The organism is Phocaeicola sp. HCN-6420, from assembly GCF_037890145.1.
Classification (GTDB): Bacteria; Bacteroidota; Bacteroidia; order Bacteroidales; family Bacteroidaceae; genus Phocaeicola.
In genome coordinates this window covers 100,759-113,900 of the sequence record NZ_JBBKBJ010000006.1, presented here as the reverse complement: position 1 = coordinate 113,900, position 13,142 = coordinate 100,759, and the positions used below count along the sequence as shown (strand labels likewise).

The window sequence follows — 13,142 nt, the reverse complement described above, 5'->3', positions numbered from 1 at the left end:
CTCTTTGAATGTTATTCTTTATCTTTCAGTGCTGCAAAAATCAGCCCTTCCAGTTCTTCGGCCAGTTCAGGGTTGTCTTGGATACACTGTTTGGCTGCATCGCGTCCTTGTCCCAGTTTGGTATCGTTGTAGCTATACCATGATCCGCTTTTCTTTATGATACCCAGTTCGGCTCCCAAGTCTATGATTTCTCCGCTGCGAGAAATTCCTTCACCGAACATAATATCGAATTCTGCTTTTCTGAATGGAGGAGCAACTTTGTTTTTTACGACTTTTACGCGAGTCTGGTTCCCAATAACGTCCTCTCCGTCTTTAATAGGCTGGCCTTTGCGGATGTCCAGACGTACGGAAGCGTAGAACTTCAGTGCATTACCTCCGGTCGTTGTTTCTGGGTTGCCGAACATAACACCTATTTTCTCACGCAACTGGTTGATGAAAATACAGGTCGTATTTGTCTTGCTGATAGCAGAAGTAAGTTTACGCAAAGCCTGAGACATCAGTCGGGCTTGTAATCCTACTCGGTTATCTCCCATATCTCCTTCGATTTCGGCCTTTGGAGTCAGGGCAGCAACAGAGTCGATTACGATGATATCAATAGCAGACGAACGGATTAATTGTTCGGCGATTTCCAAAGCTTGTTCACCATTGTCGGGCTGTGATATCCACAAATTGTCAATGTCGACACCTAACTTGGCAGCATAGAAGCGGTCGAAAGCATGTTCGGCATCGATGAAGGCTGCGATACCTCCTGCCTTTTGTGCTTCGGCAATGGCATGGATGGCCAAAGTTGTTTTACCAGACGATTCCGGGCCGTATATTTCAATGATACGTCCTTTAGGATAACCGCCTACGCCGAGTGCCGCATTCAGTGCGATGGAACCGGTAGGGATTACTTCAACTTCCTGGACGTGATTGTCGCCCATTTTCATGATAGAACCTTTGCCAAAGCTTTTTTCTATCTTGTCCATTGCAGCTTGAAGCGCTTTTAGCTTTTCACTGTTATTGGGTTGGGGAGTTTCTACTCCTCCTTCGAATTCTAATTCATCTTTTTTCGCCATATTGGATATTTTTATGTGTCAAGAAATTGATTCGGGGTAAAAATAGTAATTTATCCCAAAATCTGTGCAGCGTGATCTTTTGTTTTTATTTCTTTAGGGGTAATGATACGTTCGATGACGCCATCTTCGTTGATGATGAAGGTAGTTCGGAACGTTCCCATGTATTTCCTTCCGTACATACTTTTTTCTCCCCATACACCGAATTCTTGTACCAGTTTCTGGTCTGTATCAGCAATTAAAGTAAACGGAAGGTTATTCTTTTCTATGAATTTCTGATGTGACTTCTGGTCATTGATGCTTACGCCGATAATTTCATATCCGGCTTCACGAAGTGCTGTGTAATTATCGCGTAGGTTGCATGCCTGCGCCGTACAACCGGAGGTCATATCTTTAGGATAAAAGTACAAAACGACTTTTTTACCTTTATAATTGCTTAAACGTATTTCCTCACCTTTCTCGTTGAGGCCTAATACTTCGGGGGCTTTATCTCCTACGTTCATAAATTAAAAAATGATAGAATGAAAATATATAGCTGTTCAGATCATTGGATGAAGTGTCTTTTATCCGGATATTCTCTGCTATAATCCGGCAAAGACTGAAACAGACTATAAGAGAATGTGATGTAATAAGATAATACATCACATTCTTAATTTTTATTGGATATAATATAAATCGGATAAAACAGTTTATCCGTGATTTACGGGAATAGTATTATAGTTCCAGGTCGCCGTCGAATACTTCATGCCAAGGCAGTCCGTATTTATTCAAAGCATCCATAAATGGATCTGGATCGAATTCTTCTACATTCCATACGCCCGGACGTTTCCATAAGCCTTTCAGGAACATCATGGCACCAATCATGGCAGGTACTCCGGTAGTATAGCTTACACCCTGCATACCTGTTTCCTTATAAGCAGCCTGATGTGAACAGTTATTATATACATAATAAGTATGTTCTTTTCCGTCTTTTATACCACGAATACGGCAGCCGATAGAAGTTTCACCTTCATAATTTTCTCCCAGATCCTGAGGGTTCGGCAATACGGCTTTCAGGAATTGCAATGGAACAATCTCCATTCCGTTGTAATTGATTGGTTGGATGCTTGCCATACCGATATCTTGAATAACACGCAAGTGAGTAAGATATTCCTGTCCGAATGTCATCCAGAAACGTGCACGCTTGATAGTCGGGTAATTCTTTACCAGTGATTCCAGTTCTTCGTGATACAACAGATAAGAATCACGAGGACCGATATTCGGGTAAGTCAAGTCTTTGTGGAATTCCAACGGTTTGGTTGTAATCCATTTTCCGTTTTCATAATAACGTCCGTTCTGAGTGATTTCACGGATGTTGATTTCCGGATTGAAATTAGTAGCAAATGCTTTATGATGATTTCCTGCATTGCAGTCAACGATATCCAGATAATGGATTTCATCGAAGTAGTGCTTAGCTGCATAAGCTGTATATACACCGCTTACTCCCGGATCGAATCCGCATCCTAATATCGCAGTCAGACCTGCTTCTTCGAAACGCTTTTTGTATGCCCATTGCCAGCTATATTCGAAGTGAGCCTCGTCTTTCGGCTCGTAGTTTGCTGTATCCAGGTAGTTGACTCCGGCTTTCAGACAAGCTTCCATGATGGTCAAGTCCTGGTAGGGAAGAGCTACGTTAATAACGATTTCGGGTTTAAAACCATTGAATAAAGCCACCAGTTCGTCTACATTGTCTGCATCTACCTTAGCGGTCTTGATGTTGGGGTTACCGATTGCTTTTACAATCGCGTCACATTTTGACTGGGTGCGGCTGGCAATCATTACTTCGCTGAAAACTTCAGGATGCTGAGCCACTTTGTGTGCAACAACGGTACCTACACCGCCTGCACCGATAATCAATACTTTACTCATTTATCTTAATTATAATCTTAAATGCCCGGTAAACGTTACCGTTCAATATGCAAAGATAAGAAATTTTCTAAAACCTCATGCAGTATTCCGATTATATCCGTATTTTTGTAATAGATAAGCCCGGTTTGGGTAAACTATTTGATACATTCTTTGTTCTTTATGTAAAAGGATTGTAGCGTTTTTTATAAAGGTACTATTTAAAAATATGAATATGATAGCTATGAAGAAGAAGTTTTTAGGAGTAACTGCCGTTTGTGCAGGAGCATTGATGATGACAATGGCTGGATGTAGCAGCAATAAGAATTTACCGAAGGTCGATCTGGCAGGTGAATGGAACATTGTCGCTGTGGATGGTGAAAAATTGAATGTAGAAAATATGCCTTATATCGGTATGGATCTGGAGGCTAAACGTATCTATGGTAATGCCGGGTGCAATAATATGATGGGTACGTTGGAGATGGATTCGTTGAAGCCGGGTATCATACATTTCGCTCAGGTGGCTACATCACGTATGATGTGTCCGGACATGGATGTAGAGAATAAAGTTCTTGGAGCGCTGAATAAGGTTAGTGGCTATACTGAAACAGCCGAGGGTGTAGCTCTGACCGACGCCGATGGTAATACGGTTATCAGTCTGGAAAAGCGTCAATTGCCTGAAGTTTCTATCAATGATCTGGCTGGTGAATGGATTATTTCGTCGGTCAATGGTACAGAACTGGGTAAACAAGAGAAAACTCCTTTCCTTGCATTCAATGTAGAGGAAAAAACTGTTCATGGGAATGCCAGTTGTAATATTGTAAACGGTGGATTTACGCAAGAAGAGGGTAAGGCAAGTTCACTGAAATTTTCTCAGATGTTGTCTACCATGATGGCATGTCCGAATATGGATACCGAAAGAATGATTCTGGAGGCTCTTAATAAAGTTGCCGGTTTTACGCTGAATCAGGATAAGTCTTCTTTGTCATTGCTCGATGAAACGGGTAAGGAAGTTATGACTCTGACAAAGAATACGGGTGAGAAGTTGGCTGAGTAACAATATTTTTATAGAAAAAGAGGCGATGCTGCTTACGGTGGAGGAAGCAAGCATCGCCTCTTCTTTTTTTAAGAAGCGAACATTTAATTCATGCTGTTTAACTCGTATTTCACGGAAACCATGATATAACCTCTGAGCTGCTGTTCGTAATACTCGTAGAATCCGGTAGAGCTGGCACTGCGTGATAAGCTTTTCCGCTGATTCAGAATATCAGCCCAGTATAGAGAAAGCTCGGCACGTTTTTCTTTCAGGAACTTCCATGAAAGTTTGATGTTCCATAAGAGTTCGTTATCGTCGTTGCCAGAAATGCCAGTACCGTTGCGAAAGCGATAGTTCGCATCGGTCTGAAAGATAAGATCGGCTGGAAGATTTACCGAGCTGTTCAATCCTACGGTATAGACCCGGGTATATGTGTTTCGGTTTTGCAAGGAATTTTTTGACTGGTAAAAGGTCCATTTCCCATTCAGCTCAATATTGCCCCATGAAGGCAGGTAGGACAATCTCAAGTCGGTGCTTAATCCTGTAGTATGCGTATTGCTGCGTTGGGGCATGTCTTCTTCGTATCCTTCATTTATCAGACTCACGTTTTGGTTGAAATTGCCTGATCCTGCTACATACATCCGGAACAGATTGATCCGTTTATCATAAGAAGCATTACCCGATATACCCCAGTTACCGTTAATATTGACCGGAAAAGTTTCCCTTCCTCCGGTTTCCGTATTATAGATAGTGGCACGTGTCACAGAATTAATTTGTTGGTTCCAATTGACCCCTACCATGATTCCTTTGCGAAAATTACTGAACATAGCATATATATAATGTGTATACGAAGCATGCAAATTGGGATTGCTCCGAGTTATGTTTAGTGGAGAACTGTAGTCGGTAGGAGAGATAAGATCACTCAACATCGGTTGTGAAGTACTTCCGTCGTAACTGATCATTGCATAATTGTCATCTTTACGGTAGGTAATAGTCAGATTGGGTTTCCATTCAAGTGAGTTAATTGTTGTATCTGCCAGCCGGTTGCCGGTACTTTCTTCGATGGCACGTTTCTGTAAGGTAGCGGCAAGTGCACTTCGTACGCCCCATACTTCGCCATTATATGTAAATAGTGCAGAGAACCGATGTCCTGTTGTCCGGCTGTTGCTACGGCTTGTCAGACTGTCGATGTTGGTGGTTTCATATCCTTCCGGCAGGACTCCGACAGGAAGTTCCATTGAACTGAACGAATTTAAATCATAAGTGTTGCTGTTTAATTTCTCTTTGTTGCAGGTAAATCCGTACGAGAACTGCAGACGTGACTTCTTTGTCAGTACTTGCGTGTAAGTAACTGCCATATTATAATTCTGTTCTTTATCCGGTGCATGTTGATACTGATTAAGATAAAGCACGGAATCTTTTCCCGATTGGTCTTGCAAGCGGTAATAATGAGTAGACGACAGCGTATAATATTCTGTGTTGTTTGTTTGCTGGTATGTGGAAAAGTTCAGACTGAGGTTATTCCCCTTTTTATTCAGCTTTCGGATGATACTTGTGCTAAAGTTATAGTTTGTATTCCGGTTGTAGGTCTGTGATTGTCTTTTGCTGTCGTTGATACGGATAGCCGGATCGATTTGTTCGAACTGAAGGAAAGGATGTTTTGTGTCTACTTCCGGATTGGCGTCGAAGGTAGCTTCCCGGTTTTGGTTATTGTTCTTGTTGCGACTGGAGTTAACGCTTCCATTAAAATTGAAAGTTGTCTTGTCGTCTATCTTCCAGGTAACATCCATACTTCCGTTTATTCTGTTGCTTTTACTCAGACCATTTGTTTCAGTGGTGGCATATTGACTGGAAGTTGCCAGATACTGTTCACTGTACGAACTCGATTCACTGCCATTCCGATCGTTGGAATAGTTCAGGTTTCCCGAAATCTCGAATTTATCCTTCACCTTTGTTATGTTAGCTCCTACGGTATTCGATATGTTTCCTTCATAAGGAGTAGTTGCATAGCGGTTGGTCGATTGTCCGTTGACCATGAAATTGTCTCCACTTTCGTTAAAACGCATAATCTTCCCATTGATGTCCCTTCTTTTGTGCGTACCATAGCCCGCCTCGGCAGATAGAAGCAATGCATCGTTCACCTCTTTTTTCGTCTGGAGGTCGAGTACATAATTCTTCTCTGTCGATTTAACTCCTGTAGCTTCTTCTTCTTTAGTCGGTTTGTCGTATACTTTCAACTGGCTGATAAATTTAACCGGAAGATTTTCCAATACAACCTGCTGATTACCTTTGAAAAAATCTTTTCCATTGACAGTTATTTCCTTTATCGTATGACCGTTGTAAGTAATAGTCTGCTCTTGAGCATTGTACGTCAGTCCGGGAATACGTTTGACCAGCTCTTCCAGATAAGCACCTTCCGGAGTTGGGAAAGCCTCGGCATTGTAAATAGTTGTATCTCCTTTCTGCTCCATGGGTTGTAGCGGAGCCGTTACGATAATTTCTTTCAGATGCAGCGGATTGTCTTTCAGCTTAATGGTTCCTAATTGTATTGTATCCGGTCTTGACGGTATAGACTGATATACAGATGTGCATCCCGTATACGAAACCTTTATCAGATAATGGGCTGTCGGTTTTCGCGAAAATGAGAAGATAAATTTTCCTTGTTCATCGCTTACCGTGCCTTTCATGAAAGCTGAGTCGGGCAGTTGCATCAGACTGATGTTGGCATATGGCAAAGCTTCAGCCTTGCGGGTTGCATCAGATAAGACGATACGGCCTTTTACTATCTGCTTTTGTGCCGATATGCCGGCAGGAAATGCTAACAGTAGTATACTTACTATGAATAAGCTGAGTATTTTCATTACAAGCACAAATGTAAGAAAATACTTCTCAATGTCTTATTCAGACAACATAGATATAGGAGTTTTAACTATTAAGCCACATTTTTAATAAAGAAACCTTTTCACGACTGATGTATATAGCTTCGTTATGTGGAGGAAGGACATTTACAATAGCCTTTCCGTTGAAGTAATTCTGTATACTTTTGATGGAATCGGCCGATAAAATGAACTGCCTGTTAGCCCGGAAGAACAATTTACTGTCCAGTTGTTCTTCAAGTTTGTTAAGCGTAAAGTCTATGGCATGTGCTTTGCCATCCCTGGTGACAGCAAACGTTACTTTTTCTTCACTGTAGAAATAGGCTATGTCTGCTACCTGAACCGTGTATAAATGACGTGCTCCGTAGATAAGAAAACGTGTCCGGTACTGCTTTTCCCTATTTCCGGCAAGCGATTGCAGCAAAAATTCTATGTCCGACAAGTTTCTGGCATTCTCTGCATTGATGGAAGAAAGACGTTCGAATTTTAAAACGGCATCAAGTAGTCTTGCTTCGTGTACAGGCTTGAGCAGATAATCGATGCTGTTTACCGTAAAGGCACGTACGGCATATTCATCGTAGGCTGTGGTAAAAACGATCATGCTTTGCGGTTTTGCCTGCTCGATAAAAATAAATGAGTTTCCGTCATTCAACTGTATATCGAGAAAAATGATATCCGGATGTGCATGCTCACTGAACCAGTTGACTGCTCCCTCTATGGTGCCGGGAAGGATAGTGACCTCCCAGTCTGGACGAATATTCTGTATCATTTTGTTGAGCAGACGGGCTGCCGGATATTCATCTTCTATAATAACTGCTTTTACTTTCTTATTCATACAAGAATGGAACTTTGATGACAAATGAGTCTTTGTTATTTTCTACAATAGGTTCTTTGTTGCACAATAACTTATAGCGTTGTGCCAAGTTGGCCAACCCTTTTCCCGACGAGATTACTCCTTGCTTGGGCCTAACAGGGTTTGATACGCTAAGCCAGGTTTCCTTATGAAGTACTTCGGTTGCAAGCTTTACTTTCATTGGTTTGCCCGGACTGATAATATTGTGTTTAATGACATTTTCTATCAGTAATTGTAAAGTTAATGGAGGAACGGATACATCCCAATATTTGTCTTCTATTTTATTGTCTATTTCCAGACAGTTTCCCAGTCGGACTTTCTGTAAGAGGACATAAGTGTCGAGAAAATCCAGTTCTTCCCGTAACGGAATGGTATGCTTGTCCTGACAGTAAAGAATGTATCTGTATGTATCTGCCAGGTTTCGGGTAAATTCTATTGCGTCCATCGGATTGTATACTATTTCAGAAATGAGAGTATTCAGGCTGTTAAATAAAAAATGTGGGTTCAACTGGTTCTGAAGAGCCATATAGCGTGCTTGAGTTGTCTTTTCTTCCAGCTCTTCTGCCCGCTTGTATAATTTTACCAGATCGATGTAAAACCGGTTTAGCATGAACTGTCCCACAATGATAAGCTCAACAAACCAGACTCCGAGCATTACGTACAATCCCTTATCTTTTAAGAGAAAAGGATAAGGTAGTCCGACGAGCAGCTTGGTAGATATCAGTAGCAGATAGTTGGAGCCGAACAGAATGATGGCGGCAGTAATCAGTCCTACCGACAGCATCCGGCGGTTCTTCAGAAAATATTGGTAATACATGCTCAACTTTTCGTTGATGTATTTTACGCTTAATCCTACTCCGTTGAACAATATGATTACAGCCAGGAAAGCCTGAAAAGTCATCAGCCGGTTCTGATAGCGTGGGGGAATATCGGCATAGTAAACAAGCAGGAAATAAGAAAAGCATCCCATACCTGAAAATAAAAGTATATCCCACAAGTATCTCTTTATATATTTCAATTTTTTCTCCATGCTACTGTGTTATGATGGTCGTTGATATTGCTTCCGGTTGCCCTGTCCATTGCACTTTTAGCTATTTGTGCATTCAGTTTCGACTGGATGTAATTAATCCGGGCCTCCTGATGATACAGTTGGGCATTAATCACTTCGATTATAGAAACATTTCCTTCTTTGTATTTATCCATTGCCATTTTCTCGCTTTCGGCAGCTTTGGCAAGCGAGTTTTCCGTTAGTCTGACTTTTTCGACTGCTTGCGAATAGGTATAGAAAGCTGTTTCTATTTCCAGACGTATGTTGTCGGCCACTTTCTGATGCTGCTCTATCGTTTTGTTTATGCTATATTCTCCTGTCCGGCGTGTATTTTTGCGTTTTCCCCACTCAAAGATAGGAATGCTTAATTGGGCATAAATGATATAATTGGGGTCTGGGCCTGATCTGAAATCATATCCGGGAGATGAATAGTTCCCGTCTATTCCAACCGATAACCGGGGCAGATACTGGGCGTTGGCTATTTGGAATGCCGATTTTTGAATGGCAACTTCGTTGGTCGCTATCCTTAGTTCCGGACGAGAAGCCATGGCTGTTTCTACGGTTCCTGTATATGCTTGTACCGTTGTCAGCGGTATGACAACAGAATCGGTCGGAATGATTTTATCGAAAGAAACGCCGGAAAATGAATTCATCGACATGCGTGCGACTTCCGCATCGTTGCACGATTGGGTGAAGCGATATTCTGCATCGTTAAGCCTGACTTCGGCCATAAGTAAATCGTTGCGGTCGGTGTATTCTTCTGTTACCCGATCCTTTACGACTTCTACCAGTGCGGAAACTGATGTCTTGTATTCTTCGGCAACCGCAATCATTTCCTGACGTGCAACTTTATTCCAGTAGTAAACATCAGCATCGTACATGATGTCGTTAATGATTCGTTGTTGCTCATATTGTGCCTGCTCGTTTTCTTTTTTCGCTTTTTCATATCCCGCTTTCAGCGCTCCTCCGGTATAAACCGGTTGTGCCAGTGTGAGTGATGCGCCATACTGATTATGCTGCCCCTGAAAGTTCAGACTTTCATTGAGTGAAGGAACCGTAACAGAAAGTTCCGAAGGATTTCCCTTATAACCGAAGTTGGCATTTCCCGACAATGCTGGCAGGAAATCGGCTTTGGCTGATTTCTGCTTTTCCCTCTGGATAGCTGCATCGTATCCGGCCATTTTGATATCTTGGTTGTATGCTTTCACTTTGCTACGGTATTCTTGTAATAATGTACTGTGCTGTGCGTGTACCTGATTAGACAGGCACACCAGACAGATTATTATCCATTTATTCATGCTTCTGATTATTTGTAAAGGTAAGAAAAAGTTTAACTTAAAGTCGGTATCTTCCACTATATTTTATAGAAGATGGTATATAAAGCCGGAGTAACAAACAATGTAAGGAGTGTAGCAAACGACAATCCGAATACAATGGTTGCAGCCATACCGCCGAATACAACGTCGAACAGCAAAGGAATGCTACCGAAAACCGTAGTCAGTGCAGCCATCAGTACCGGGCGGACTCTGGATACTGTAGCTTCGATGACCGCGGTACGGGCTTCAATACCTGCCCGTCGCTGTACATTTACTTCATCCAGCAAGACTATGACATTCTTTATTATCATTCCTAATAGTCCAAGCCATCCGGCTATACAGAAGAAGCCGAACTGGAACCCTGTGAGCAGCAGGCCAAATACCATACCTATGAGTGACAGCGGAAGAATCAGAAAGATAATGAGCGGCTGGCGGAAGTTTCCGAAAAGCATCACCAAGATAATTGTCAGCAGAATGACAGCCAGCGGAAAATATTTCGTCAACGCCTCCATTGCCTCTTTCTGGTCTTTGTATTGAGAGTCCCAGAAAAATGTATAGCCTTCGGGTAATTCAATACTTTCTATTTCTTTCCTGATTTCGGAATGAACTTCCTTCATGGTATATCCGCGCTTGACGTCGCATTGCGCAGCCATGGAAAGCTGGCGGTTGTAAGTACGGACCAGCGGATATTCCCATCCGGTTTTTATACCGTCGGTGACCTGTCCCAAAGGAGCTGAGCGCTGTCCGTTCCATATCTGGAGATCTTCCAGTTCCGCCCTGCTTTCCGGTGGATTTGCTGCCGTACATAGCAATACAGGAACTTTCTTGTCTTCGTCCCGGTAAATGCCTACAGGAGTTCCGTCGTTTGCTGCTTTAACGGCATTCATCATATCGTTCCGGCCGATGTTCAACTTTCCGGCTTTTACCGGGTCGTAGCCGGCTTTTATCATCATTGCCATGTTTCCCCATTCATTGCGTGCGTTCAGTACCTTGGGATTCCGGCGCATAATGTCGATGGCAATATTAGTCAGTGAGTCGAGAACAGCAGGATTGTCGCCACAGAAGCGGGCTTCAATCAGTGCCTGCGGGATGCTGTTGATTTCGAAACTGTTGACCCGAATCAGCGCATTCTGAAATTTATCGGGCAATGCCTTGTATAACATTTCCTGCAACTCCCGTGATTTTTCCGGGCTTTCCGCTTCTATCAGGCATTGGGCATAATTAGGCTGAGGCCCGTATGCTGCATTGGCCAGATAATATCTTGGTGGCGTCTGTCCGATATAAGTCGAAACCTGTCGTACTCCTTCGAGCGTTTGCAGAAATGTTGTCAGTTGGGCTGCTTGCTTTTCACTTTCTTCTATGCGTGTACCTTCGGGCAGCCACATGTCAATGGTGAAGTACTGCTTGTTGAGCAGCGGCATGAATTGCTGTGGAATGTACTTGAATCCCCAGCCGGCTAAGGCGAGCAGTACGACCATACAACTTACGATCAGGTACCGTTTGCGTATGGTAAATGCCAGTGCCTTTCTGAAAAAGTCGTATATCCGTCCACTGAACAATTCGTTCTTCAGCTCTTCCGGACGAGGACGGCGTACGAACTCTTGTACGAAAAAAACATTCTGTGTGACAGCCAGTACCCAGCTGAGCAATAACGATACGGCAATCACAATAAACAGAGAAGACAGGATCTCGCCTGTGATATGCGGGGAAAGGTATACCGGCAGGAAGGTAAGTACGGCTATCAGTGTCGCACCGAGAAGAGGCATGGCTGTACCCGATACCGCATTCAGTATCGCGATTCGTTTTCTCATGCCGCGCTGCATGTTTACCAGTGCAGCATCGTATACTACAATAGCATTGTCTACCAGCATTCCCATGGCTATGATTATGGCAGCAAGCGACATACGCTGCAATGCGATTCCCGTGGCCTGCATATAAACCAGTGTACCGAAAATGGAGAAAATAAGTCCGCTTCCTATCAGGAAACCGTTCTTCAGTCCGATAAAGAACAAAAGTACCCCGACAACAGTCAGGACCGAAACAATGAGATTCATGATAAAACCGTCGTTGGCAACAGCCGATTCGTGTCCCTGATCGTAGATAATGTTCAGGTTATAGCCTTCCGGCATAGTTGCTTTCAGCCTTTTGATTTTGCTGGATACCAGCTCTGCCATTTCGACAACGTTTCCGTCGGATACGGTCGAGATGGCGATACCTACAGCCGGCACATTGTCGATTCTCATCAGGCTGCGCGACGGATGCGCATAGTCTTCGCTTACTTCCGCTATTTCTCCTAAACGGAAATATTCTCCTTTGTGCGAAACAACCGTCAGATTCTTTATTTCGTCCAGGCTGGCAAAACAACCTTCGGATTCAATGCGAAGACGATTGGTTGAAGTTTCTATTGCTCCGGCATCTACTATCCGGTTTTGCTTGTCGAAAGCAGAAGTGATGTCGCTCATCATGACACCACTTTGAGAAAGTAAGGTCGGATTGACTTTCACCTCGATTGTGCGGTTGGGAATACCAAACAGTTCGACTTTGGCCACATCTTTCACATTAAGCAATTCGTTTTTTATTTCTCTGGCATAATCTTCCAGCTCACGATATGTATGCGTTTCGCTACTCAATCCGTAGAAAACGCCCAGTACATCTCCAAAGTCGTCGTTTACTACCGAAGGACCTGCGCCTGCCGGCAGTTTGTCTTGTACGTCATTTACTTTCCGGCGGAGTTTATCCCAAAGCTGCTGCATGTCTTTGGCACGAATTTCTTTTTTTACATAGACCGTAATTTTAGAAAGTCCCGCCCGGTTTTCTGTCTTCAGGTAGTAAAGTTCTCCCAGTGACTGTATGGCCTCCTCCAGCACATCAGTTACTTGCTGCTGGACTTCCATCGGCGAAGCCCCCGGATAGGCAGTCGTAACCAATGCCTGCTTGATGGTGAACGGGGCATCTTCCAGCTTTCCCATACTCTGATAGGCAAATACTCCTCCTGCAAGTATGAGAATCAGTATGAGCCAACTTAACGCTTTGTTCGTCAGAAAAAATTTCACAATACTTTTCATCAGTTTCTA

General features: G+C 43.1%; 9 protein-coding genes. 1 reads left to right on the top strand and 8 read right to left on the bottom strand.

The genetic code is table 11. From position 1 onward, the window contains the following. Nucleotides 1-11: 11 nt before the first annotated feature. From recA to WKT12_RS05650, 3 genes are all read right to left on the bottom strand, one after another. Nucleotides 12-1,058, bottom strand: a complete 1,047-nt coding sequence (recA, locus tag WKT12_RS05660) for a recombinase RecA (RefSeq protein WP_021971132.1) — start codon at nt 1,056-1,058, stop codon at nt 12-14. 50 nt (nt 1,059-1,108) lie between these two features. Next, complete coding sequence (gene bcp / locus WKT12_RS05655) at nt 1,109-1,558, bottom strand: thioredoxin-dependent thiol peroxidase (RefSeq protein WP_340319077.1); 450 nt, start codon at nt 1,556-1,558, stop codon at nt 1,109-1,111. Nucleotides 1,559-1,769: 211 nt separating this feature from the next. Then, nucleotides 1,770-2,963 (bottom strand): saccharopine dehydrogenase family protein, encoded by a 1,194-nt coding sequence (locus WKT12_RS05650; protein ID WP_021971134.1) that lies wholly within the window; start codon nt 2,961-2,963, stop codon nt 1,770-1,772. Between the two features lie 205 nt (nt 2,964-3,168). On the opposite strand from WKT12_RS05650, the gene WKT12_RS05645 reads away from it, so the two are divergent. After that, nucleotides 3,169-3,996 (top strand): META domain-containing protein, encoded by an 828-nt coding sequence (locus tag WKT12_RS05645; protein WP_340319076.1) that lies wholly within the window; start codon nt 3,169-3,171, stop codon nt 3,994-3,996. Between the two features lie 83 nt (nt 3,997-4,079). On the opposite strand, the gene WKT12_RS05640 is transcribed toward WKT12_RS05645, so the two are convergent. The 5 genes from WKT12_RS05640 to WKT12_RS05620 form a co-directional block, all read right to left on the bottom strand. Beyond that, nucleotides 4,080-6,836: an outer membrane beta-barrel protein gene (locus WKT12_RS05640; protein WP_340319075.1), complete on the bottom strand. Its 2,757-nt coding sequence runs from the start codon at nt 6,834-6,836 to the stop codon at nt 4,080-4,082. A gap of 64 nt (nt 6,837-6,900) precedes the next feature. Continuing rightward, entirely contained in the window at nt 6,901-7,686 is a 786-nt protein-coding gene (locus tag WKT12_RS05635) for a LytR/AlgR family response regulator transcription factor (protein WP_340319074.1), read from the bottom strand. Further along, nucleotides 7,679-8,734, bottom strand: coding sequence for a sensor histidine kinase (locus tag WKT12_RS05630; RefSeq protein ID WP_340319073.1), 1,056 nt, complete (start codon nt 8,732-8,734; stop codon nt 7,679-7,681). The genes WKT12_RS05635 and WKT12_RS05630 overlap by 8 nt, the downstream gene beginning before the upstream one ends. Next, nucleotides 8,719-10,050 (bottom strand): TolC family protein, encoded by a 1,332-nt coding sequence (locus WKT12_RS05625; protein ID WP_340319072.1) that lies wholly within the window; start codon nt 10,048-10,050, stop codon nt 8,719-8,721. The genes WKT12_RS05630 and WKT12_RS05625 overlap by 16 nt, the downstream gene beginning before the upstream one ends. Nucleotides 10,051-10,106: 56 nt before the next feature. Further along, nucleotides 10,107-13,133: an efflux RND transporter permease subunit gene (locus WKT12_RS05620; RefSeq protein ID WP_340319071.1), complete on the bottom strand. Its 3,027-nt coding sequence runs from the start codon at nt 13,131-13,133 to the stop codon at nt 10,107-10,109. Between the last annotated feature and the right edge of the window lie 9 nt (nt 13,134-13,142).

Bases quoted from the DNA above. Each gene is read 5' to 3' on its own strand.
- WKT12_RS05630 (WP_340319073.1), bottom strand. From the start codon at position 8,734: ATGGAGAAAAAATTGAAATATATAAAGAGATACTTGTGGGATATACTT.
- WKT12_RS05645 (WP_340319076.1), top strand. From the start codon at position 3,169: ATGAATATGATAGCTATGAAGAAGAAGTTTTTAGGAGTAACTGCCGTT.
- recA (WP_021971132.1), bottom strand. From the start codon at position 1,058: ATGGCGAAAAAAGATGAATTAGAATTCGAAGGAGGAGTAGAAACTCCC.
- WKT12_RS05620 (WP_340319071.1), bottom strand. From the start codon at position 13,133: ATGAAAAGTATTGTGAAATTTTTTCTGACGAACAAAGCGTTAAGTTGG.
- WKT12_RS05640 (WP_340319075.1), bottom strand. From the start codon at position 6,836: ATGAAAATACTCAGCTTATTCATAGTAAGTATACTACTGTTAGCATTT.
- WKT12_RS05635 (WP_340319074.1), bottom strand. From the start codon at position 7,686: ATGAATAAGAAAGTAAAAGCAGTTATTATAGAAGATGAATATCCGGCA.
- bcp (WP_340319077.1), bottom strand. From the start codon at position 1,558: ATGAACGTAGGAGATAAAGCCCCCGAAGTATTAGGCCTCAACGAGAAA.
- WKT12_RS05625 (WP_340319072.1), bottom strand. From the start codon at position 10,050: ATGAATAAATGGATAATAATCTGTCTGGTGTGCCTGTCTAATCAGGTA.
- WKT12_RS05650 (WP_021971134.1), bottom strand. From the start codon at position 2,963: ATGAGTAAAGTATTGATTATCGGTGCAGGCGGTGTAGGTACCGTTGTT.